Annotated in this window: 20 protein-coding genes; 11 read left to right on the top strand and 9 right to left on the bottom strand. The window is 56.0% G+C overall.

What is annotated here, in order from left to right:
- Positions 1 to 165: 165 nt before the first annotated feature.
- From mutT to TG4357_RS07825, 3 genes are read right to left on the bottom strand one after another with little or no spacing between them, the layout of a single operon-like run.
- Positions 166 to 564, bottom strand: a complete 399-nt coding sequence (gene mutT, locus TG4357_RS07835) for an 8-oxo-dGTP diphosphatase MutT (RefSeq protein WP_058262290.1) — start codon at positions 562 to 564, stop codon at positions 166 to 168.
- Between the two features lie 7 nt (positions 565 to 571).
- Positions 572 to 1,816 carry a bifunctional glutamate N-acetyltransferase/amino-acid acetyltransferase ArgJ gene (gene argJ / locus TG4357_RS07830; protein ID WP_058262289.1) on the bottom strand — a complete coding sequence of 415 codons (1,245 nt, stop codon included), beginning with the start codon at positions 1,814 to 1,816 and terminating at the stop codon, positions 572 to 574.
- A gap of 3 nt (positions 1,817 to 1,819) precedes the next feature.
- Positions 1,820 to 2,671 (bottom strand): peptidylprolyl isomerase, encoded by an 852-nt coding sequence (locus TG4357_RS07825; protein WP_058262288.1) that lies wholly within the window; start codon positions 2,669 to 2,671, stop codon positions 1,820 to 1,822.
- A gap of 177 nt (positions 2,672 to 2,848) precedes the next feature.
- Between TG4357_RS07825 and secA the strand changes: the two genes are divergently transcribed.
- From secA to TG4357_RS07810, 3 genes are all read left to right on the top strand, one after another.
- Entirely contained in the window at positions 2,849 to 5,554 is a 2,706-nt protein-coding gene (secA, locus tag TG4357_RS07820; RefSeq protein WP_058262429.1) for a preprotein translocase subunit SecA, read from the top strand.
- A gap of 103 nt (positions 5,555 to 5,657) precedes the next feature.
- Positions 5,658 to 6,623 carry a hypothetical protein gene (locus TG4357_RS07815; RefSeq protein ID WP_074646740.1) on the top strand — a complete coding sequence of 322 codons (966 nt, stop codon included), beginning with the start codon at positions 5,658 to 5,660 and terminating at the stop codon, positions 6,621 to 6,623.
- 22 nt (positions 6,624 to 6,645) lie between these two features.
- Entirely contained in the window at positions 6,646 to 8,205 is a 1,560-nt protein-coding gene (locus TG4357_RS07810) for a phosphate ABC transporter substrate-binding/OmpA family protein (protein ID WP_058262286.1), read from the top strand.
- Between the two features lie 33 nt (positions 8,206 to 8,238).
- Here the strand turns inward: TG4357_RS07810 and radC are convergent, their stop codons facing one another.
- From radC to dnaK, 3 genes are all read right to left on the bottom strand, one after another.
- Positions 8,239 to 9,000, bottom strand: coding sequence for a RadC family protein (gene radC, locus TG4357_RS07805; protein ID WP_058262285.1), 762 nt, complete (start codon positions 8,998 to 9,000; stop codon positions 8,239 to 8,241).
- A 182-nt stretch (positions 9,001 to 9,182) separates the two neighbouring features.
- Positions 9,183 to 10,334: a molecular chaperone DnaJ gene (gene dnaJ / locus TG4357_RS07800; protein ID WP_058262284.1), complete on the bottom strand. Its 1,152-nt coding sequence runs from the start codon at positions 10,332 to 10,334 to the stop codon at positions 9,183 to 9,185.
- A gap of 74 nt (positions 10,335 to 10,408) precedes the next feature.
- Positions 10,409 to 12,337: a molecular chaperone DnaK gene (gene dnaK / locus TG4357_RS07795; protein ID WP_058262283.1), complete on the bottom strand. Its 1,929-nt coding sequence runs from the start codon at positions 12,335 to 12,337 to the stop codon at positions 10,409 to 10,411.
- A gap of 231 nt (positions 12,338 to 12,568) precedes the next feature.
- Here dnaK and TG4357_RS07790 point away from each other — a divergent pair, with 231 nt between their 5' ends.
- Entirely contained in the window at positions 12,569 to 13,162 is a 594-nt protein-coding gene (locus TG4357_RS07790; RefSeq protein WP_233487448.1) for an alpha-ketoglutarate-dependent dioxygenase AlkB family protein, read from the top strand.
- Between the two features lie 67 nt (positions 13,163 to 13,229).
- Here the strand turns inward: TG4357_RS07790 and TG4357_RS07785 are convergent, their stop codons facing one another.
- Complete coding sequence (locus tag TG4357_RS07785) at positions 13,230 to 14,051, bottom strand: ABC transporter permease (RefSeq protein ID WP_058262282.1); 822 nt, start codon at positions 14,049 to 14,051, stop codon at positions 13,230 to 13,232.
- Positions 14,052 to 14,187: 136 nt separating this feature from the next.
- Between TG4357_RS07785 and cysQ the strand changes: the two genes are divergently transcribed.
- From cysQ to TG4357_RS07750, 7 genes are all read left to right on the top strand, one after another.
- A complete protein-coding gene (gene cysQ / locus TG4357_RS07780) occupies positions 14,188 to 14,985 on the top strand; it encodes a 3'(2'),5'-bisphosphate nucleotidase CysQ (RefSeq protein WP_058262281.1) in 798 nt (265 codons plus the stop codon).
- Between the two features lie 43 nt (positions 14,986 to 15,028).
- The gene (locus tag TG4357_RS07775; protein ID WP_058262280.1) at positions 15,029 to 16,270 is read left to right on the top strand and encodes a glycosyltransferase family 2 protein; all 1,242 of its coding nucleotides are present in this window, start codon (positions 15,029 to 15,031) and stop codon (positions 16,268 to 16,270) included.
- Positions 16,271 to 16,410: 140 nt separating this feature from the next.
- Positions 16,411 to 17,301 carry a UTP--glucose-1-phosphate uridylyltransferase GalU gene (gene galU / locus TG4357_RS07770; protein WP_058262279.1) on the top strand — a complete coding sequence of 297 codons (891 nt, stop codon included), beginning with the start codon at positions 16,411 to 16,413 and terminating at the stop codon, positions 17,299 to 17,301.
- A 100-nt stretch (positions 17,302 to 17,401) separates the two neighbouring features.
- Positions 17,402 to 18,640, top strand: a complete 1,239-nt coding sequence (locus TG4357_RS07765; protein WP_058262278.1) for a glycosyltransferase family 4 protein — start codon at positions 17,402 to 17,404, stop codon at positions 18,638 to 18,640.
- Positions 18,641 to 18,682: 42 nt separating this feature from the next.
- Positions 18,683 to 19,693: a glycosyltransferase family 2 protein gene (locus TG4357_RS07760; RefSeq protein WP_058262277.1), complete on the top strand. Its 1,011-nt coding sequence runs from the start codon at positions 18,683 to 18,685 to the stop codon at positions 19,691 to 19,693.
- 10 nt (positions 19,694 to 19,703) lie between these two features.
- Entirely contained in the window at positions 19,704 to 21,404 is a 1,701-nt protein-coding gene (locus TG4357_RS07755; protein ID WP_058262276.1) for a DUF5927 domain-containing protein, read from the top strand.
- 6 nt (positions 21,405 to 21,410) lie between these two features.
- On the top strand, positions 21,411 to 22,835 hold the full coding sequence (locus tag TG4357_RS07750; protein WP_058262275.1) for a hypothetical protein: 1,425 nt from the start codon (positions 21,411 to 21,413) through the stop codon (positions 22,833 to 22,835).
- Here the strand turns inward: TG4357_RS07750 and TG4357_RS07745 are convergent, their stop codons facing one another.
- Entirely contained in the window at positions 22,836 to 23,300 is a 465-nt protein-coding gene (locus TG4357_RS07745) for a PTS sugar transporter subunit IIA (protein ID WP_058262274.1), read from the bottom strand.
- 45 nt (positions 23,301 to 23,345) lie between these two features.
- Positions 23,346 to 23,912: a ribosome hibernation-promoting factor, HPF/YfiA family gene (gene hpf / locus TG4357_RS07740; protein WP_058262273.1), complete on the bottom strand. Its 567-nt coding sequence runs from the start codon at positions 23,910 to 23,912 to the stop codon at positions 23,346 to 23,348.
- Positions 23,913 to 23,940: the final 28 nt, after the last annotated feature.

The raw sequence follows: 23,940 nt of genomic DNA, 5'->3' as shown, positions 1-23,940 counted from the left end.
TGACATGTGTATAATTTACAAATTTTTTGACGGGAAACCTACGAAAAAATGACGAATTGTCCCTAAATCTATACCAATGAGAAGGCTCATATGTCCAAAAGTAGGGGCTTTCAGGGAAACTGTTGTGCTTTGCGTATGTATTGGGCAGATAGCCGAAGATGCCGATCAGAGCCAATCGCGAAGGATGGGAATCAGCGGAATATCGGCCGGAGGCATCGGATAATCGCATAAATCACGGGCGTGTACCCATTTCAGGCTTTGCCCTTCTTTCGGGTGCGGTATCCCATCCCATTTACGACAAGCAAAAAGCGGCATCAGCAAGTGGAAGCTGTCATAGCTGTGGCTGGCAAAGGTCAGCGGGGCAAGGCAACTGGCCCAGGTATCAATCCCCAATTCTTCCTGCAATTCGCGGATCAGCGCGTGTTCGGGGGTTTCGCCCGGTTCAATCTTGCCGCCGGGAAATTCCCACAGACCGGCCATGGATTTATCTGACGGCCGCTGTGCAAGAAGCACGCGGCCGTCAGCGTCAATCAGGGCAACAGCAGATACCAGAACGGTTTTCATCACCATCTCAAGACCGGTAATCAGCGTTGATAGAGATATAGCCGTGAGTCAGGTCGCAGGACCAAACCGTGGCTGTGCCATTGTCGAGGCCAAGATCGACACGAATGACAATCTCGTCCCGCTTCATGTAGGCGGCACCGGCTTCTTCTGTGTAGGACGGGGCGACCCAGCCATTTTCAGCCACGAGAATATCTCCGAACCAAATGGTTAGCCGGTCGCGTTCTGCGCGCTCGCCCGCCTTGCCGACGGCCATGACGATACGGCCCCAGTTCGGGTCTTCACCGGCCACGGCGGTTTTCACAAGCGGGGAATTGGCGATGGCCATGGCAACGCGATGGGCGGGACCATTGGCATTTGCGCCGGTGACTTGCACCTCGATCAGCTTGGTCGCGCCTTCGCCGTCGCGTGCGATCTGGATCGCTAGATCCTTCATCACCGCATGCAACGCATCACGGAAAATCCGTACACGCGGATCGGCGAAATCAGTGATCGGCTCCATATCGGCCTTACCGGTGGCGGCGACCAGAACCGTGTCTGAGGTCGAGGTGTCCCCGTCCACCGTTACGCAGTTGAAGGTCGAGGCATTGTCTAGCCAGAGGCATTGCTGCAGCACTTCGCGAGACATCGCGGCATCGGTGAAAATGTAGCAAAGCATGGTCGCCATATCGGGGGCGATCATACCGGAGCCCTTGGCAAAGCCTGCGATTTTCACCTCGACCCCGTCAAGCGTGGCGGTTTTCGTGGCACCTTTAGGGAAGGTGTCGGTGGTCATGATCGCGCGGGCAGCGTTTTCCATGGCGCCGGCTTCGAGGGCCGCATTCAGATCACCAATTTTAGCGGTGATCCTTTCCCATTTGATCGGTTCGCCGATCACGCCAGTGGACGCGGTGAAAACGCGCTTGGCATCGATGCTCATTGTCTCGGCCACTGCGGCGGTGATCTTTGCCACTGAATCGAAGCCGGAGTGGCCGGTGAAAGCGTTAGAATTGCCTGAATTCACTAAGATCGCGGCTCTACCGCCCAGATCCTCGGTTATCTTTTCCTGGCAATCAAGCACCGCTGCCGAGCGGGTGGAAGAGCGGGTGAAGACACCAGCGACTGCGGTGCCTTCGCACAGCTCGGCCAACATGACATCCGCCCGGCCTGAATAACGCACCCCGGCCTCCAGCGCGGCGAAACGCACGCCGTCAATCACGGGAAGCGTGGGGAATTTTTCCGGTGCAAGCGGAGAAACAGGGAGTTTACCAGCCATCGATCATTCCTCAAGGATGCTGGGATCGGACAAAACCCCGGGATCAAGAGCATCCGCGGCGGTCCGGTCGATGCTCGCCTTGGCGGTCAGGTCTTCCAACAGCGCAGTGATGGTCTTTTCCTGAAGGTTGCCTTCCAGTTGCGGACGGACTTCGTCAAAGCTGGGTTTCGGGGCATTTCGTGTTTCGATCAGCTTGATGACGTGCCAACCAAACTGGGTCTCGACCGGATCGGAAACTTCGCCAGCTTCCATCGCGACAACGGCGTCTTCGAACGGTGGCACCATCATACCGGGGCCGAACCAACCCAAAGAACCGCCATTGGGGGCGGACGGGCCGGTAGAATGGGTTTTGGCCAGCTCTGCGAAATCGGCACCATCGCGGGCTTCTTCAGCGAGTTTCTGTGCTGCGTCTTCGGTTTCGACTAGGATATGGGCGGCGCTATATTCAGGGGTAGCCTCAAAATCGGCATAGCTGGCGTCATATTCTGCCTGCAGCGCTTCATCGGTTACTGCAGATTTTAGCACATCATCAATAGCGGCATTGGCCATTGCGGCGCGGCGTTGATTGTCTAATTCGTATTGCGCTGATTTCGGCAATTTTCCGTCAAGACTTTGCTCCAGCAAGGTTTGCTGAATCACCTGATTCAGAATTCCGGGCAACAACTGTTCGGGCGGCAGTTGTTGATATTGCGGCGGCAGCCCCTGACGGATTTGCAAAACGTGACCCAGAGTGATTTCGGCCCCGTTCACTGTGGCAACCACATCTTCTGCTTTGGGAATGTCCTGTGCCATTACCGGCAGCGCCATGCTGATCGATAGGGCAGCAGCTGACAGGAAAGTGAGGCGTTTTGACATGAGCTGGGTCCTTTAAGGGCGCACTCTGGGCGCGTAACGTTGACACTGCACCAGCCTCCCCTTACATCGCCTTGAGGCCTTTGGAGTGCTGGACTTCGCACCTGTTTTATTCGGTGCATTCGGGGGCAGCAAGCAAATGCCTCGCACGATATTGTCAACGACCGGATCGGAATGAATATGTTGGGTTTCGGAACACTCGCCAAAAAGGTCTTCGGCACGCCGAATGACCGCAAAATCAAGGCGACGCGTCCGTTGGTGGAAAAAATCAACGCGCTGGAACCGGAATTCGAAAAACTTTCCGATGAGGGGCTGATTGAAAAAACCACGGAGCTGAAGAAGCGGGTAGCGGACGGCGAAAGCGTCGATGCGATCCTGCCCGAAGCTTTTGCCAACTGCCGTGAAGCGGCCAAGCGGGCGTTGGGGCTGCGGGCCTTCGATACTCAGCTGATGGGCGGGATTTTCCTGCATCAGGGAAATATTTCGGAAATGAAAACCGGAGAAGGCAAGACGCTGGTGGCGACGTTCCCGGCGTATCTGAATGCCCTGTCCGGTAAGGGCGTGCATATCGTCACGGTCAACGATTACCTGGCCAAGCGCGACGCCGAATGGATGAGCAATGTTTACAGCGCACTGGGTCTAACCACCGGTGTGGTTTATCCGCAGCAGCCCGAAGACGAAAAGAAATCGGCCTATGCGTGCGACGTAACCTATGCCACGAACAATGAACTTGGCTTCGACTATTTGCGCGACAACATGAAGTCGGAATTGTCCGACATGAACCAGCGCTATCATCACTATGCCATCGTTGACGAAGTCGATTCGATCCTGATTGACGAAGCGCGGACGCCGCTGATCATTTCGGGTCCGGCGCAAGACCGTTCGGATCTCTATATTGCCATCGACAAGCTGATCCCGGAACTGTCCGAGGAACATTTTGCGCTCGATGAAAAAACCCGGAACGTGACCTATACCGACGAAGGCAACGAATTCCTTGAAGCCACGTTGCTGAAGGCCGGTTTGTTGCCCGAAGGACAAAGCCTGTACGATCCCGAAAGCACGACTCTGGTGCATCATGTCAATCAGGGATTGCGGGCGCACAAACTGTTTACCCGGGACAAGGATTATATCGTCCGTGACGGCGATGTGGTGCTGATCGATGAATTCACCGGCCGGATGATGGCCGGGCGCCGCTTGTCTGACGGTTTGCATCAGGCGATCGAAGCCAAGGAAGGCTGCTCGATTCAGGCCGAAAATGTGACCTTGGCGCAGGTGACTTTCCAAAACTATTTCCGGCTCTACGACAAACTGGCGGGGATGACCGGCACTGCAGCGACCGAAGCCGAGGAATTCATGGAAATCTACGGGCTGGGCGTGGTCGAAGTGCCAACCAACAGACCGATTGCCCGTCTGGATGAAGACGACCAAGTCTATCGCACCGCCAAGGAAAAGTTCGACGCCATCGTGCGCACCATTGAGGAAGCGCATGCCAAGCAGCAGCCGGTTCTGGTCGGAACCACTTCGATCGAGAAATCGGAATTCCTCAGCCAGTTGTTGACCGAAGCCGGTGTACCGCACAGTGTTCTGAACGCCCGCCAGCATGAAAAAGAGGCGCAGATTGTCGCTGACGCAGGCAAGCTGGGCGCGGTGACTATTGCTACCAACATGGCCGGCCGCGGCACCGATATCAAGCTGGGCGGCAATGTCGAATTCAAGATCATGGAAGCCATCGAGGGCAATTCCGAAGCAGACCATCAGGCGATCCGTGAACGGATCGAAAAGGAACACGAAGCTGACGAACAGGCGGTGAAAGAGGCGGGCGGGCTTTTCGTTCTGGCCACCGAACGGCACGAAAGCCGCCGCATCGATAACCAGTTGCGCGGTCGGTCGGGCCGTCAGGGCGATCCGGGCCGATCTTCGTTCTTCTTGTCTTTGGAAGACGACCTGATGCGAATTTTCGGGTCGGAACGGTTGGAAAAGGTTCTGTCGTCTCTCGGTATGAAAGAAGGCGAAGCGATCATTCACCCTTGGGTGAACAAATCGTTAGAACGTGCTCAGGCCAAGGTCGAAGGACGCAATTTTGACATCCGCAAACAGTTGCTCAAATTCGACGATGTGATGAATGAACAGCGCAAGGTGATTTTCAGCCAGCGCCGTGAAATCATGGAGGCCGAAGACCTGTCCGAAATCGCCAAGGACATGCGCGATCAGGTCATCGATGATCTGGTCGACACCTATATCCCGCCGAAATCCTATGCCGATCAGTGGAACACCGAAGGGTTGTACGCTGCGGTTCTTGAAAAGCTGAACATGGATATACCGGTCATCAAATGGGCCGAAGAAGAAGGTGTCGATGGCGATGTGATCGCTGAACGTCTGGAAGAAGAAGCAGACAAATCGATGGCCGCTAAGGCCGAAGCCTTCGGGGCCGATACCATGCGCCAGATCGAAAAGCAGATCCTGCTGCAGACCATTGATGCCAAATGGCGCGAACACCTTCTGACGCTGGAACATCTGCGCTCAGTCGTGGGGTTCCGCGGTTATGCCCAGCGTGATCCGCTGAACGAATACAAAACCGAAAGCTTCCAACTGTTCGAATCGATGCTGGATGGTCTGCGCGAAGACGTGACGCTGAAATTGGGTCAGATTCGCCCGATGACCGAAGAAGAACAGCAACAGATGATGCAGCAGATGGCCGCGCAACAGGCCGCGATGCAAGCACCGGAAGCCACCGTACCCGCGGAGCAGGATGCAGAACCGGCGGTTGACGCTGCGAAAGGGTTCGACGAAAACGATCCTTCGACTTGGGGTAACCCGGGCAGAAACGAACTTTGCCCCTGCGGATCGGGTAAAAAATTCAAACACTGTCACGGTCGTTTGGCCTGATAAAAGATGGGTGCGGGTCAGAAAGACACCGCGCCCATGCCACATCGCTGCCTCTTTTTTAAGGTTTGATCACGGCTAATCAAATCCGTTCCGGAGGCACAAAATGGCTAATTTGAATCGCATTGTAATGGGTGTTGCATCCGTGACCGCCGCTTTGGCGATCGGTTATGTCATGCAAAATGGATCGAACTCACAGCGCCAGACCGCCGTGATTGAACCGCAGCGGCTAGCGTTGGATGATATTACGCTGACTGTGGCGCCGCCCACCGAAGAAGAAGCCCCTGCGATTTTCCCTGACCGGCCCGAACCGATCCGACACGCGGCCGCCACGCCGCAACTGGATGTCGAACCGATTGTTGATATTCCGGTTCTGGGTGTGCCCGCCACGGTTTGCGATCCGGTTATGACCGTCACGCCGATGCCTGCCGCCATGGTCGAACTGGAACTGGTTGCCTGCCTGCCGGATCAGCGTGTTTCCATTCACCACAACGGGATGATGTTCAGCGACGTCACTGACGATCAGGGCGGTTTGACAGTTCAGGTGCCCGCCCTGTCGCAGATTGCCGTTTTCATTGCCGATTTCGGCAACGGTGACGGTGCCGTCGCGCATACCACCGTTCCTGATCTGGCCGATTTCGAACGCGCCGTTCTGCAATGGCGCGGCGCGGAAGGCCTGCATATCCACGCAATGGAATATGGTGCTGAGTTTGGTCAAGAGGGACATATCTGGGCCGATGCCCCTGGAAATGCGGATCAGGCGTTAGCGGGGCAGGGCGGCTTCTTGACTGAATTGGGAAACCGGCAAGGGCCGGACGATTACCGCGCTGAAATTTATACTTTCCCCTCGGGGCATGCGGCGCGCGATGGCGATATCGCCTTTAGCGTCGATGTCGAAGTGACGGCGGATAATTGCGACCGCGAAATCGGTGCCGAGTCGTTGCAGCTCAATAGCGATGGGTCGCCACTGCAAGTGCGCGAACTTGTGCTTTCCATGCCGCAATGCGATGCGCAAGGGGGCTTTCTGGTGTTGAAAAACCTGTTGCAAGACCTGAATATCGCGGCGAACTAGACGTCATTTCGGGGACAAAGCCATGACAATAGCGCGTGCGGCGATCCTCGCCGCGCTTTTTCTTTTTGCGCTGCCACCGATTGCATTGGCACAGGATGTCACTTTGATGTCGCGCGATGGTTCGGTGGAAATTTCCGGTACATTGTTGGGCTTCGACGGTGAATATTACCGGGTCGATACCATCTACGGCGAACTGACGGTCGACGGGTCGGGGGTGAACTGCGATGGGCCGGCCTGCCCAAGCCTGACCGATTACGTGGCCGAATTGCAATTTTCCGGTGCGGGATCAATGGGGCGCGTTCTGTTGCCCGCGCTAATCGAAGTCTTTGCCCGTAAATCCGGCTTGCAGTCGGAGCGGGAAATCGTCGATGCATCCCATACACGGTTTATCCTGACGGACCAGAAAAGCGGTAAGACCATGGGTTTGTTCACCCTGCGCCTGACCAATAGCGATGAAGGCTTTGCCGATCTTTTGGCCAATGAGGCTGATATCGCGATGACTTTGCGCGAATTGCGCCCGGACGAGGCGGCGCTGTCGCGAGAGGCCGGATTAGGGGACATGACGGTGAAGGGTCGCAGCCGGGTTCTGGCCTTGGATGCGCTTGTGCCGGTTGTCGCACCGGGGAATCCGCTGACCCGGATCAGCGCCTCGGATCTGTCCAAGATATTGAGCGGTGAAATTTCCAATTGGGCCGCCCTGGGTGGGCCTGATGCGCCGGTTACCCTGCATCTGCGAAACCAGCATTCCGGTCTGTGGCAGGCTGCCGATGACCGCCTGCTTCGTCCGGTGGGAAAGGTGGTGTCAGATCTGGCACTGCGATATGACAGTGATCCAGAGCTGGTCCGGGCAGTGGAACGCGATCCGTTCGGGATCGGCCTGACCAGCGTGACGGGGACCGGGAATGCCAAACCGATTGCGCTGAGCGGCAATTGCGGTTTCGCCATGTATGCCAATCGCAAGACGATCAAGACCGAAGATTATCCGCTGACCGCACCGATGTTTTTGTATCTACCGGCGCGGCGCCTGCCGAAACTGGCGCGGGATTTCCTGACATTCACTCGGTCGAACGCGGCTCAGATTGTGATCCGCCGCGCCGGATTCACCGATCAGATCCCGGAAGAGATCGCGATCGATGATCAAGGTGCCCGTTTCGCCAATGCGATCGCCCGTTCAGGGGAAGAAATTGGCCTGGACGAACTGAAGCGCATGGTCGAGCTGCTGTCTGACAAGACTAGGCTAAGTCTGTCTTTCAGGTTCGAAACCGGGTCTGCGCGGCTTGATGCGCATTCGAGATCGAACGTGGAACAATTGGCCCTTGCATTGGAAACCGGGGCATTTGATACGCGCCAATTGTTGTTCGTGGGGTTCAGTGATGGCGATGGGAGCGCCGTCAGCAATCTAGCGATTTCATTGCGGCGGGCCAAAGCGGTTCTGACCGCAGTGAAAAAGGCGGCTGAGACGGCAAATTTCGAACAAATGGATTTGCAGGCCGAGGCTTTTGGCGAAGCCATGCCGATGGCCTGCGACGACAGCGCCTGGGGCCGCAAAGCCAATCGCCGGGTCGAGGTTTGGCTGCGCTGAAACATGTGTTTGCTTGTCCGTCTGGACCGCGTGCTACAGCAATCCTTCGGCGTGGAAGCTGAGTTCGCGTGATTTTCCGATGATCAGGTGGTCATGCAGGGTCAGGCCAAGCGCCTGTGCCGCAGCTTCGATTTGTTTCGTCATGACGATATCCGCCTCGGAAGGCGTGGGATCGCCAGAGGGATGGTTATGTACCAGGATCAATGCGCTGGCATTATGTTCTAGGGCACGCTTGACCACTTCGCGCGGATAGACCGGCACGTGATCGACGGTCCCGCGCGCCTGTTCCTCGTCCGCGATCATCACGTTTTTGCGGTCCAGATACAGCACCCGGAATTGTTCGGTATCGCGATGCGCCATGGTTACGTGGCAGTAATTCAGAAGATCGTCCCAGCTGCTGACCACATGTCTTTGCAACACCCGGGCACGGGATAGGCGGTGCGCCGCAGCTTCGATGATTTTCAATTCGGTGATGACGGCGGGGCCGATGCCCTTGACCTCCAACAAGCGGGGGATTGGGGCGGATACAACGCGGTTGAAATCACCGAACGTGTCCAGCAACCGCCAGGCAAGCGGTTTGACATCTCGGCGCGGGATGGCGCGAAACAGAACCAGTTCCAGCATTTCGTAATCGGGTATCGCGGTCGCACCGCCCTGGAGGAACCTGTCGCGTAGCCGCTGGCGGTGATCGGCGATATAAGAAGGCTGCTGCGGTGAAGAAGATGGCATGATCGGGGTATCGTCCGCTGAAAAAAGCGGCAAAGATTTTTCAGAGAAGGCAGGTTGGTCCGACATAGGGGCAGAGTGCCCCAGATTGGTTAGCGAAGAATTAAGTGCAACAGGGCGGGGCCCGCTCCTCTAGATTGAAAGTCATGAAGATTTTCAAAGTATTCACCTTGGGATATTTTTCAAACAGAAGAAGTCATGAAAAAGGGGGCCACAATGGGCCCCCTTTGATGCTGCGGCATGTGGCGTGTTCAGCCTTTCATAGAATCCCAGAAATTTTTCACCGAAGAAAAGAAGCTGGAACTTTCGGGGTTGTTATTTTCCGAAAGCGCTTCGAATTCTTTCAGAAGTTCCTTCTGTTTGGACGTAAGATTGACCGGGGTTTCCACCGCCAGTTCGATGAACATATCGCCGGGATTGCCTCCGCGCAGGGCGGGCATGCCTTTGCCGCGCAAACGCATCTGGCGACCCGATTGACTGCCTGCGGGGATTTTTACCCGGGACCGGCCGCCGTCGATGGTGGGCACCTCGATATCACCGCCCATGGCGGCCACAGCCATCGCCACCGGCACGCGGCAATACAGGTTGGTGTCTTCGCGTTCAAAAATCTCGTGTTTCTTCACTTCGATGAAGATGTAGAGATCGCCCGCAGGACCACCACGCATACCGGCTTCGCCTTCGCCCGCCAATCGAATCCGAGTGCCGGTTTCGACGCCTGCCGGGATGTTTACAGACAGTGATCGTTCCTTGTGAACCCGGCCTTGTCCGCCGCAGGACTTACATGGGTTCTGAATGATCTGGCCCATGCCGGAACAGGTCGGACAGGTGCGTTCGACGGTGAAGAAGCCCTGCTGCGCCCGCACCTTGCCCATGCCGGAACAGGTCGGGCAGGTTTGTGGCTCGGCTCCGCCTTCGGCCCCTGATCCTTCGCAGGCATCGCAGGGCACCGAGGTTGGTACCTTGATGGTTTTCTGCAGCCCGGAATAGGCTTCTTCCAGTGTCACCCGAAGGTTGTAGCGCAGGTCAGCGCCGCGCGCTGCGCGCCCGCGTCCTCCGCCGCCACGACCGCCCATCATGTCGCCAAAGAGATCGTCGAACACGTCCGAGAACGCGCTGGCGAAATCGCCCTGACCACCACCATGGAACCCGCCGCCGGGGCGTCCACCGCCCATACCGCCTTCGAAAGCGGCATGACCAAACCGGTCATAGGCAGCTTTCTTTTCGGCATCTTTCAGGCATTCATAGGCTTCGTTTGCTTCTTTGAACTGGTCCTCGGCCTCGGGATTGTCGGAATTGCTATCGGGATGCAGTTCCTTGGCCTTCTTGCGATAGGCTTTCTTAATTTCGTCGGCAGAGGCCCCCTTGGCCACGCCAAGCACGTCATAATAATCACGTTTAGCCATTGGGTCTCCCCTTAATCGGGAACGCTAAGGGCCGGCCCGGCACGGACCGGCCCCAAGAAGTTCCTGGAAAACGCTTACGCGCGCTTGTCGTCGTCGAGATCTTCAAAGTCGGCATCGACGATATCATCGTCGGCCGCGCCACCGGAGGCATCACTGTCCACATCCGCCGGAGCGTCTTCGCCTTCATCTTGGCTGGCCTTGTAGATGGCTTCGCCCAGCTTCATGGCGGATTCGGTGACATTCTGGATGCCCGACTTGATCTTGTCTGCCGTGATGTCATCTTTCTCGAGGTCATCTTTCAGCGCCGCAATGGCAAGTTCGATGGCTTCGACCGTGGTCGGATCGACCTTGTCGGCATGCTCTTCCATCGACTTTTCGGTCGAATGGATCAGGCTTTCGGCCTGGTTGCGAGCCTCGACCATTTCCTTGCGATCCTTGTCCGCTTCGGCGTTGGTTTCGGCATCCTTGACCATCTGGTCGATCTCGTCGTCGGACAAACCGCCCGAAGCCTGGATCGTGATGTTCTGTTCTTTGCCGGTACCTTTATCCTTGGCCGAAACCGACACGATGCCGTTGGCGTCAATGTCGAAGGTCACTTCAATCTGTGGCAAACCGCGCGGTGCGGGCGGGATATCTTCGAGATTGAACTGCCCCAACATCTTGTTGTCGGCAGCCATTTCCCGTTCCCCTTGGAATACCCGGATCGTCACGGCCGACTGGTGATCTTCGGCGGTTGAGAAGACCTGGCTTTTCTTGGTCGGGATCGTGGTGTTGCGGTCGATCAGGCGGGTAAAGACGCCGCCGAGGGTTTCGATGCCCAAAGAAAGCGGGGTCACGTCGAGCAGCACAACGTCTTTGACGTCGCCCTGCAACACGCCGGCTTGAATGGCAGCACCCATGGCCACAACCTCATCGGGGTTCACACCCTTATGCGGTTCCTTGCCGAAGAACTTGGTGACTTCTTCGACCACGCGCGGCATCCGGGTCATACCACCGACCAGAACCACTTCGTCGATATCGCTGGTGGTCAGGCCCGCATCTTTCAAAGCTGCCTGGCACGGTTTGATCGACGCCTTGATCAGGTCCGATACCAAACTTTCCAGCTTGGCGCGGGTCAGCTTCATCACCATGTGCAGCGGTTGGCCGCCATTCGGGTCCATCGAGATGAAGGGCTGGTTGATTTCGGTCTGCTGCGAGCTCGAGAGTTCGATCTTGGCTTTTTCAGCGGCTTCTTTCAGGCGCTGCAGCGCCATCTTGTCCTTGGTCAGGTCGACGCCGTGTTCTTTCTTGAACTCGCTGGCCAAGTAAGAAACGATCCGCATGTCGAAATCTTCGCCACCCAAGAAGGTGTCGCCATTGGTCGATTTCACTTCGAACAGGCCATCATCGATTTCCAGAATGGTCACGTCGAAGGTCCCGCCGCCAAGGTCATAGACTGCGATGGTGTGGGTTTCTTTTTTGTCCAGACCATAGGCCAGCGCGGCGGCGGTCGGTTCGTTGATGATCCGCAACACTTCCAGCCCGGCGATCTTGCCGGCGTCCTTGGTGGCCTGACGCTGGGCGTCGTTGAAATAGGCAGGAACCGTGATCACCGCTTGGGTGACCTCTTCGCCGAGATAACTTTCTGCGGTTTCTTTCATCTTGCCCAAGATGAAAGCCGAGATTTGCGACGGGCTGTATTTTTCAGACTTGGCTTCGACCCAAGCGTCACCATTGCCGCCATCGACAACGGCGAAAGGCAGGTTTTTCTTGTCCTTGGCCAAATGTTCGTCGTCGAAACGGCGACCGATCAGGCGCTTGACACCGAAGATGGTGTTGGAGGCGTTGGTAACGGCCTGACGCTTTGCGGCCTGTCCGACCAGACGCTCATCGTCGGTGAAGGCGACAATGGACGGCGTGGTGCGTGCGCCTTCGGAGTTTTCAATTACTTTGGGCTGCGACCCGTCCATGATGGAAACGCAGCTGTTGGTCGTTCCAAGGTCAATACCGATGACTTTCGACATGTTTTTCGATCCCTTTACAATTCAAGGCGATGACACGAGGCGGGGACCCGTTATGGCATCCTGCCCCGATCCGGTTGTGCGATGTGCGATGCATCACCGCGCTTCTCGGCGTATATAGGGAGGCTGAAACAGCCCTGCAAGCACTGTGGGCCCGTGGCAATTGCAATTCTGCGGGAAAAATTTGACAGCCAAGGCGTTCTGACGGGAAAGGCAGCAGTGATGACCGGTTGCATGACGATACGAGGATTTCAAATCTATCCCGAAAGACTCTACCTTACAGCGCAGCAGGCGATTCTGCAGGATCTGCGGCATGTGATCCGACAGGCACCGATGTTTTCACCACAAACCCCCTATGGCAAACCGATGTCGGTCAGGATGACATCGGCGGGCCGGGTTGGTTGGATTTCGGACCGCCAAGGGTATCGCTATGCCCCGCAGCATCCCGACGGCGGGGCATGGCCGGCGATTCCCGAAACCGTGCTTGGTCTGTGGCGCGATCTGATCGGCATGGATCGTGATCCCGATTGTTGCCTGATCAACTTTTACGGCGAAGGGGCCCGCATGGGGATGCATCAGGACCGCGACGAGGCCGATTTTTCTTGGCCGGTGCTGTCGGTGTCGCTGGGTGACGAAGGGCTGTTTCGGATCGGCAACCAGACCCGCGGTGGAAAAACCGAATCAATCTGGCTGCGTTCGGGCGGCGTAGTGGTGATGGGCGGTCCGGCGCGGCTGACCTATCACGGTATTGACCGCATCCGTTTCGGATCTTCGTCCTTGCTAGCGAAGGGTGGACGGATCAACGTGACCTGCCGGGTCGTGGACTGAAGGCGTTGTTTCCTTCGTTGTGCACGGGTGATCGATGACCAGCCCCAAACCCCCGAACCGAATAGGATCAGCGGCGGGCGCTGAGGCTGATAGAGGTATTTTTGCGGGCGTAGAATTCCCCCATCAATCCGATCATCAGAAAACTCAGGCTGATGATCAGCGGATAGGTGATGGAACTGTTGCGCGGAACATAATTGATGAAGGTGAAGCCGCGCGCCTGATCGATACAGTGAAACAGCGGGTTCCAGTCGAACATGTTCAGCATGAAGGTCGGTAGCGAATTGGCTAGGAACATCTTGCCCGAAGCGATCATGTTGGCGCGTTGATAGACGAGCGTGATCATGTTGACCGCCGTGGGGAACCATGGCTTGAGCGCCAAAAGCACCATGCCGATCGCCAACCCGGCAAACCAGGCCAGCAACAGCATCCCGAACGCCCCGGCGGGATCTTCGATCACGAAATGTTTGAAGCCGACATAGTAGACGAACAAGATCAGCGATAGCGACAGCACCTGAATATAAAGCGCACTGAGGGCTGAAGACAGGATCGCGATGATTGTGTTCATTGGGGCGTGCAGCATCATTGGCGATGTCGGTCCTTCCGACCCAACCACCGCTCCCAAGGTTTTGCTATGCGTCATGTAAAGGAAAATCCCCGACATGAGGTAAAGCAGGAAATCGCCGCGTACCGCGGCCGAACGTAAACCCAGCAGCGAAAACATGATGTAGAAAGCCAGCACGAAGATGACCATCTGCAGCAGATTCACCACGATAGACATCACCGCATGGCTGTGCGTTTTACGGATCTTGCGCGCGATCGAATGATAGATCAGCTCGGCGATCGTGAAAGCCGCAGAGATCCCGGATTCTTTCCGTGGTTTGTAGAACATATCGGCACTGCTCCCGCATGTTGCGGTTATTATTACGACCAATTCTTGCCGTTTGCTTAGCTCCCCATCATAAGGGATGCGATATTTTTTTTCAATGAATGGCCGAAAAGGCCAATCCGGCGCAAGGAGTTCGCTTTTGGATTACGAAAAACTGACCCAAGTGATGCGCAGGCTGTCGCTTGTCGCGGGTGACAAGATCATGGAAATTTACAACTCGGATGAATTCGAGGTGAAGTTGAAGTCCGATGATAGCCCGGTCACCGAAGCGGATGAAGCGGCCGATGCATTGATATCAGAGGGGTTGCGCACGGCGTTTCCCGACGTGGTGTTGGTGACCGAGGAACAGGCGGCATCACATTCGATGAAAGCCGACACTTTTTTGATTGTTGATCCGCTGGATGGGACCAAGGAATTTGTCCACCGGCGCGGCGATTTCACCGTCAATATCGCCTATGTCGAAAACGGTGTGCCGACCCGGGGGGTTGTTTATGCTCCGGCCAAGAATCGGATGTTCTTTACTTTGGCAAATGGTCAGTCCGTGGAAGAAACCGGCGCATTGAGCAAGGACGTGATCGGGGAAACCCTGCCGATCAAGGTATCGCAGGCCGATAATGATGCCTTGCTGGTGGTCGCATCGAAATCACACCGTGATCAGGCCACCGACGATTACATCAACAAATATAAGGTTGCCGATTCCAAAAGCGCCGGGTCGTCGTTGAAATTCTGTCTGGTTGCCACCGGTGAGGCCGATCTTTACCCCCGCGTTGGACGGACGATGGAGTGGGATACGGCAGCCGGTCATGCGGTTTTGCACGGGGCCGGCGGCATGGTGGTGCGGTTCGACGATCACAGCCCGCTGATCTATGGTAAGGACGGGTATGCCAACCCGTTCTTCATTGCTTATTCGCCCAGCGTCGAGCTGAAAGAGGCCTGATGATCCGGAGTGATGCTCACATCCCTTGCCGGAGGCGTCACGGATGACGGCGCCTTCGGTCAGCGTTGTGGTGGTCAGCCGGCACCGGCCGGAGGCTCTGGAATACTGCCTGACCAGCCTGTCGCGGCTGATCTATCCGAACTACGAAATCATTGTGGTAACCGATCCGTCCGGAGAAGCCGCCATTCATGGAATGGGGTTGACCGGGCGGGTTCGGGTGGTGCCCTTTGACATTGCCAACATATCGATTGCTCGCAACAGGGGGATCGAAGCCGCTGCCGGGGATATTGTTGCCTTCATCGATGACGATGCGGTGGCCGAGCCGCTGTGGTTGCTCCATCTGGCCGCCGCGTTTCATGATCCCGAGGTCAGCATTGCCGGCGGGTTTGTTCGCGGCCGCAACGGGATTAGTTTTCAGTGGAAGGCCCGCAGCATAGACTGCACCGGTATGGCGATACCGCTGCAGCTGAACGAAACATGCAATACCGTGTTGTCACCCCCGCCGGATCAGGCGGTCAAGACCGAAGGCACCAATATGGCGGTGCGACGGCAGGTTTTGCTGGAACAGGGCGGCTTCGATCCTGCCTATCGATTTTATCTGGACGAAACCGATCTGAACATGCGTCTGGCCGTTGCTGGTTATAAAACCGTAATCGTGCCTTTGGCGCAGGTGCATCATGCTTATGCTCCCAGTACTCGGCGGCGGCGCAATCGGTCGGTGACCGATCTTTACGATATCGGTGCCAGCAGCATGATTTTTCTGCGTCTTCATTGCCCCGAAGCATTGCATGTGACCAGGATCGCGGCAGTTCGACAGGAGCAGCGCGAACGATTACTTATTCAGATGCGCGATGGATTGCTGGAACCTAGCGAAGTGCGCTGGGCGCTCAAGCGGCTGGAACAGGGTCTGACAGAAGCGGCTGAGATGGTGTTGCCGCAGTTGCAGCCATTGCACTGCACGACGCCCGCTTTTTTGCGCTTTGAAAGCAGTGCCAATGGCGATCATATCGAACTGGCCGGGCGCATTTGGCAAAAAAGCGAACTTTGCAAGCAGGCCGCCCACTTGGCCGAACAGGGGAAAACCGTGTCTGTTTTCATCTTTTCACACACCGGGCTGTTCCATTCTGTACAATATTGCAAACCCGGCTTCTGGCTACAGCGTGGTGGCTTGTTTGGTCGCAGCGACCGGGGGCAGAAGCTGTTCCGGCTTGACCTTTTCAGGACGCGGGTGCAGGCGGAAACCCGGCGCACCGCCGAAATTAGATGGGATTGTACAAAATACTAGCAATTGCATCACCCATTTGACCAATAATTCGTATAATGTGACAACGCGACTGTTGTCCTCCTTTTAACTGCGGGGATAAAATGCCGTTAAAGGTTTGGCTGTATTAGTCATTTTGATGCCGACGAAATCAAGGATTTGAAATGCGAACTAAAGTAACAAAGGCGATTTTTCCTGTGGCGGGTCTTGGTACGCGTTTCTTGCCGGCCACGAAATCGGTTCCCAAGGAAATCATGACATTGGTGGATCGCCCGTTGATCCAATATGCGATTGATGAAGCGCGGGCTGCTGGAATCAAGGAATTCATTTTCGTCACTTCGCGTGGCAAATCCGCGTTGGAAGACTATTTCGATCATTCCCATCAGCTTGAGTCCGAGCTGCGTAAGAAGGGCAAGACCGAATTGTTGGAAGCCTTGAAAGAAACCAACATGGATTCGGGTGAAATCGCCTATGTGCGGCAGCACAAGGCGCTTGGCTTGGGGCATGCAGTATGGTGCGCACGCCGGTTGATTCACAACGAACCCTTCGCTGTTATTCTGCCTGACGATGTTATTGCCGCTGAAAAGCCTTGTCTGCAGCAAATGATCGAAGCCTATGCTGAAACCGGCGGATCGATGGTCGCTGCGATGGAAGTTCCGCCGGAAAAGGCGTCGGCCTATGGTGTGCTGGATGTCAAAGAAGACATGGGATCGGTCGTGTCGGTCAACAACATGGTGGAAAAACCCGCCCCCGGAGAAGCGCCATCGAATCTAGCGGTAATTGGGCGCTATATACTGTCTCCTAATGTGCTAAAAACACTTAATAAAAAGGAAACAGGAACAGGTGGTGAAATTCAGCTAACCGATGCGATCGCCAAAGAAATCGAAGGCGACGGCGTTTATGGATTCCGGTTCCGGGGCCAGCGTTTCGATTGCGGATCGAAGGCGGGTTTCTTGCAGGCAACGGTCAGCTTCGGACTGTCGCGCGATGATCTGAAAGACGAACTGATGGCCTATCTGCAAGAAGTGATCGCCGTCGACAAGGCAGCTCAATAACGGCTGCTAGGAGAAAATATCGTGAGGTGCCTCGGTCCGAGCGTGCACGTCGGCCCAGAGATTGCACCGGGCTTGTTGCCGGGATCGGTTCGGGTCAAGAATGAGCGTGACTGACCCCCCGGTACGGGTATTGGATATTACCCGGCTTTTGCGCCGGGCGGGCAGGGTTGCGACCGGTATTGATCGGGTCGAAGCTGCCTATCTCGATCATCTGTTGCAGGACGACGTGCCGCTTTACGGGTTGGCGCGAACCTCTCTGGGCTATGCCCTGCTGGACCGGCAGGGAATGGAAGGGTTCCGGGCACGGGTTGCCGGGGAAATTCCATGGGGACCGCCTGATATGTTGTCGCAAGCTTCGCGCCGACTTGGCCTTGATCAAAAACAGGCGCAGGCCGATTTGCGCCGGTTAAGCGTGAAACGCTGCTTGCCGCAGCGTTTGGGCCGAATGCTGATGCGGCAACTGCCTGCGGGTGTCGCCTATTTCAACGTCGGGCATTCAAACCTGACGGACCGGGTTCTGCATGCGCTGAAACGGCTGCTAAAGGCGCGGGTGGCGGTTATGATTCACGATACGATCCCTCTGGATTTTCCGCAATATCAGAGACTTGGTTCTGTAGATCCGTTTGAAAGAATGCTGGAGCGGGTGCGGCGCAATGCCGATTTGATCCTGTGTAATTCGCACCAAACGCAGGTGGATGTGGAACGACATATGGCGCCGAATGGGGCCGTGCCGGACTGTGCTGTGCTGCCATTGGGAGTGGATATTGCGGCGCCGAAATCGATGCAGATGCCGGAAGGTTTCGAAAAGAATCGCCCCTATTTCGTGATGCTTGGCACGATTGAACCGCGCAAGAACCATGCTTTGATGTTGGATATCTGGGACGAGATGTCAGAGGATGTGCAACCGCCGCAATTGCTGATCTGTGGCAATCGCGGCTGGAACAATGAATCTGTGTTCGCCCGTCTGGATGACTGGGCCGGGAGGGGCGGCCCGGTTTTCGAACTTCAGGGCCTGAATGACGGACAAGTGGCGAGGCTGTTGCAACGCTCGGCCGGATTGCTGTTTCCCAGCCATGCCGAAGGCTATGGCCTGCCCCCACTGGAGGCGTTGGCGCTGGGGGCGCCGGTGCTGTGCGCCGATTTGCCCGTCTGCCATGAATTGTTGGGCGAGAATGCCGTTTACGCAGATGTGAATGATCGATACGCTTGGCAAAGAAATATAACAATGCTGGCAACTTGCTGGCAGGCAGACAAACGGGCAAGCCATTCCCAAATGGCACGATTTGTGCTTCCTTCTTGGGAGGCGCATTTCAACAAAGTGTTCAAGCTGGCGCTGTAGAACCGTTGAAACTGCTCTCTGGTCGATGGGTAGGGGAAAAGAGTGGGTGTTTGGCAGGCATATCGTCTGAGGGTGAAGCGGAAACGCTTTCTGATCCGTGCCTTGCGTAAACGGCGCGAACTGAAGCCCGTCGTCAATCGAACCGATCAGATCAAACCGGGCGACATCCTGCTGTTTTCTACCCAGCGCAATGAACAGATCAGGTTGCCCTATTTCCTGCAGTATTACCGTGACATGGGGGTGAACCACTTCCTAATCGTGGATAATGACAGCAACGACGGGTCGGTTTCCTATCTGTCGGATCAACCGGACGTTTCGGTGTGGCACACAAGGAACAGCTATAAACGGTCGCGTTTCGGGGTCGATTGGCTGAATTGGTTGCAGCGGAAATATGGTCACGGACATTGGACGTTGGTCGTCGATCCGGATGAATTTCTGGTCTATCCATTCTGCGATACACGACCGCTCAGGGCGCTGACCGATTGGTTGGATGCATCATCGATCAAATCCTTCAGCGCGATGTTGATGGACATGTATCCCAAGGGCCGGATCGATCAGCAGCCCTATCGCGCTGGTCAGGACCCGTTGGAAATCGCTAACTGGTTCGATTCCGGTAATTATACCATCGAACGGAACTGGAAATTCGGCAATCTGTGGATTCAAGGCGGGCCGCGGTCGCGGGTGTTTTTTGCGGATGCTCCGGAAAAGGCCCCGGCACTGAACAAGGTTCCGTTGGTCAAATGGGACAAGAAATACGTCTATACCAGTTCCACCCACATGCTTTTGCCGCGCGGTTTGAACTTGGTTTACGATGAATGGGGCGGTGAAAAGGCCAGCGGCGCACTTCTGCACACCAAATTTCTGGACACGTTCCACATAAAGGCCGAAGAAGAATTGCAGCGCAAGCAGCACTATTCGGCCAGCGTGGAATATGTCGCCTATGCCGGCACCTTGAATGACAACCCGGATCTTTGGTGCAAGTGGTCCGAAAAATATATCAACTGGCGGCAGCTTGAAATCCTTGGGCTGATGTCCAAGGGCAACTGGGCGTAAGGGGACGCGCATGGGAACGGTTGGGATCATCATGCTGGTGCATACCGCGCTGGGCCGGGCCGAACAGGTCGCACGGCACTGGGCCGCGGCCGGTTGCCCAGTGGTGATCCATGTGGACCGCAATGTCGATCGTCGCACCTACACCACCTTCCGTAAGGCGTTGTCCGACCTGCCTGACGTGCGGTTCAGCAGCCGTCACCGCTGCGAATGGGGCACTTGGGGGATCGTGGCCGCGTCGCAAAGCGCCTCCGAACTGATGCTGGCCGAATTTCCCGACGTGCGCCATGTCTATCTGTCTTCGGGATCGTGCCTGCCGCTGCGCCCGGTGAAGGAACTGATCGATTATCTGGCCGATCGGCCACGGACCGATTTTATCGAAAGTGCCACCACGGCAGACGTGCCGTGGACCGTGGGCGGATTGGATGCGGAACGGTTTACTCTCAGTTTCCCATTTGCGTGGAAACAGCAGCGGATGCTGTTTGACAACTGGGTAAACATTCAGCGCCGGTTTGGATTGAAGCGGAAAATGCCCAACGGCATCGTGCCGCATATGGGCAGCCAATGGTGGTGCCTGACCCGGCAGACCCTGTCGGCGATCCTGCAAGACCCGGACCGCGAACTTTATGATCGCTTCTTCAAACGGGTCTGGATTCCCGATGAAAGCTATTTCCAATCGCTGTCGCGGCTCTATTCCAGCAATATCGAAAGCCGGTCTCTAACCTTGTCGAAATTCGACTTCCAAGGCAAACCGCATATCTTTTATGACGATCACTTACAGCTTTTGCGCCGGTCCGATTGTTTTGTTGCGCGCAAGATCTGGCCGCATGCCAATCGGTTATACGAGGCATTCCTGACCGATCCGGCGGGCACGATGAAAGGGGCTGAACCCAATCCTGGAAAGATCGACCGGATTTTTGCCAAAGCGGTGGAGCGTCGGACCCGTGGCCGGCCCGGGCTTTATATGCAAAGCAGGTTCCCGCATGAAGGGTGGGAAAACGGGGTGACGTCGGGCCAGTATTCGGTTTTCGAAGGCTTTTCCGATCTGTTCGAAGATTTCGACCGCTGGCTGGCCAAGGCGACCAGCGCCCGGGTGCATGGGCATCTGTTCGCCAAGGACCGGGTCGAATATGCCGATGGGCAGACGGTCATGAATGGTGCCCTGTCCGATAGTGCGCTGCACCGCGATTATAATTCACAGGCGTTTCTGACCAGCTTGATCTGGAATGCGCGCGGTGAAAGGCAATGTTTTCAGTTCGGACCCAATGACGTGCAGGATATCGACTGGTTGTTTGCAAAGGATCCAAATGCGCAGGTTTCGGTGATCAGCGGTGCATGGGCAGTGCCGTTGTTCAAATCGAATAGAAATTTCGCTGATTTGCGGAAAGAAGCCGCGCTGTTACAAAAGATCGAGGCGGAGCATCTGAATGTGCTGCGGTCGCCCTATTCCAAGGCGCGCATCCGGATCTGGACGATGGCGGAATTCATCGAAAACCCGATGGAGCCGTTGCAAACGATCATCGACGAGATTGGCAACAGGTCGATGCGACGCTTGTCGGAGGCGCCGAAAATGGCGGATTTGACCGGGTTCGGTCAATTCCTGCAAAATCTGAAAAACCAGGGCATGCATCCCTATCTGATGGGCGATTTCGCCGTCGAGAGGGACCTGAGCAATGGCAAGCGCCCGAAACGAAAACCCTATTTGGTGCGATGATATTCCATGAATGACAGGTTTGACTATTTCATCGTGTTCGCGGAAATGCGGACGGGATCGAATTTTTTAGAGGCGAATCTGAACGCCTTCCCCAAGTTGGTCTGCCATGGCGAGGCCTTCAATCCGCATTTCATCGGGTATCCGAATTCGACCGAGATTTTGGGCATCAGCCAAGAGATGCGGGAAAAAGATCCGGCGCGGTTGATCGGCACGATCAAACAGCACAGCGACGGTCTGGGTGGGTTCCGTTATTTTCATGATCACGATCCGCGGGTTCTGGACCTGTGTCTGGCTGATCCGCGCTGCGCCAAGATTGTTCTGACCCGCAATCCGGTGGACAGTTATGTCAGCTGGAAAATCGCGCAGGCGACGGGACAGTGGAAACTGACCAATGTGAAGAAGCGCAAGGATAGCAAGGCACATTTTGATCGGGACGACTTTGAAAACCATCTGGCTGATTTGCAGGCGTTTCAAGTGCTGTTGCTGAACGAATTGCAAAAGACCGGGCAGACGGCGTTTTACGTCGCCTATGAAGATCTGCAGGATCTGGACGTGATGAACGGTCTGGCGCGGTGGCTGGGGCAGACTGACCAGCTTGAATCTCTTGATGGCAAGTTAAAGAAACAGAACCCTGAGCCGATTTCCGAAAAAGTGGAAAATTTCGCCGAGATGGAAAAGGCGCTGGCGCATCTGGATCAGTTCAACCTGACCCGGACACCGAATTTCGAACCTCGTCGCAATGCGGTTGTGCCCAGCTATGTCGCCGCAGCGAAAACCCGGTTGCTTTATTTGCCGATCCGGTCAGGGCCCGAAACCAGCGTTTTTAATTGGTTGGCAGCGCTCGATTCAGTTAGCGAAAACGATCTGAAATCCCGGTTCAGTCAAAAATCTCTGCGCGATTGGAAGAAGGACAATACCGGTTTCCGCAGTTTTACCGTGCTGCGCCATCCGGTGGCGCGGGCACACGCGGCGTTTTGTGAAAAAATCCTGTCCACCGGGCCCGGAAGTTTCAGCAAAATTCGAAAGACGATCGCCAAGAATTTTAATTTACCGCTGCCCGACGAAGTCGATGATAGATATGACGCAGAAATCCACCGGACCTGTTTCATCGGTTTTCTGGATTTCCTGAAGGCCAATCTGGCGGGACAGACAGGTGTGCGGGTCGATGCCTCTTGGGCCAGCCAAGTTCAGGTTCTTCAGGGCTTCGCAGATTTAACGCCACCTGATTTCATTCTGCGCGAGGATGAATTGGACATCATGCTGCCCTTCATCGCTTCGCGTGCCGGGCGATCAGATGCGCCGGTGCCGGCCATCGTGAACGACCCAGTTCCAGTGCCGCTGGACGCGATCTACGACGACGAGATCGAATCTCTGGTTAACGGCATATACAACAAAGACTATGTAAGCTTCGGTTTTGGCGCCTGGCGCTGATCACGCTGCCTGTGCCCCTTGGGCGGCGGTCAGGAGGGTGTAAAGCGTGCTGGGATCATTGTTTGCGCGCAGCTTGGTACGCAGCGCGTTTTCACGCAACGTCCGTGATACCAGCGCCAGCGCTTTCAAGTGTTCGACACCGGCTTCTTCGGGGGCGAACAGCGCAAAGACGATATCGACAGGTTGCCGGTCGACGGCTTCGAAATCGATCGGTTTTTCCATCAGGATGAAGGCACCTACGACCCGGTCCAGGTCATTCAGGCGCGCATGGGGCAGGGCCACACCGTGGCCCACGCCCGTTGGTCCCAGGGTTTCGCGTTCCAACAGGGCTTCGACCGCTGCCGCAGGGTTCACCCCATAGGCAGTTGCGGCCAGATCGCCCAGATCGTGCAACAAACGTTTCTTACTGGAGGCCGAGGCAACAACCTTGACAGCCTCCGGCTTGAGTATACCGGAAATTTCCATAAAGCTTTCGTTGCTCCGATGGCGGAAAACACTGCCCCGCCGTTATTACTGAGGGTCGATCCAGCCAATATTGCCGTCATCGCGGCGATATACGACATTCAGCCCTTCTTTTCCTTCGTTTCGAAAAACAAGAACCGGTACGCCAGCTAATTCCATCTGCATGACAGCCTCTCCGACCGACAGCGATTGGATCTTGGTTTCCATCTCTGCGACGATGACCGGTTGCAGCGTTTCACGCTCCGATTCCGCATCCTCACCTTCAGGCGCGAGGATATACGATGCCGCGCCGAATTGTTCAACCGGCTCGCTTCGGGCATTGTGATGGTCTTTCAGGCGGCGCTTGTAGCGGCGCAATTGCTTTTCCATCTTGTCGCAGCATTTTTCAAAAGCGGCGTAGATTTCGTGATCATGGGCCTTGGCCTGCGCGGTCAGGCCGGTCGAAAGATGCACAGTGGCTTCGCATACGAATTCGTTGGCCGATTTCGAGAAGACGACATTCGCGTCGGTCGGTCGTTCCGCGTATTTCTTGACGGCCGTATTCAGCCCGTCTTTGACGTGAACCTGCAGCGCTTCGCCGATATCAATCTGTTTTCCACTGATTTGATAGCGCATCTTGTCTCCTTTACGTGACAAATCGGGC

Source organism: Thalassovita gelatinovora (genome assembly GCF_001458355.1).
GTDB lineage: Bacteria > Pseudomonadota > Alphaproteobacteria > Rhodobacterales > Rhodobacteraceae > Thalassobius > Thalassobius gelatinovorus.
The sequence above is the reverse complement of the archived record's forward strand: the minus strand, read 5'-3'. Positions and strand labels throughout refer to the sequence as shown.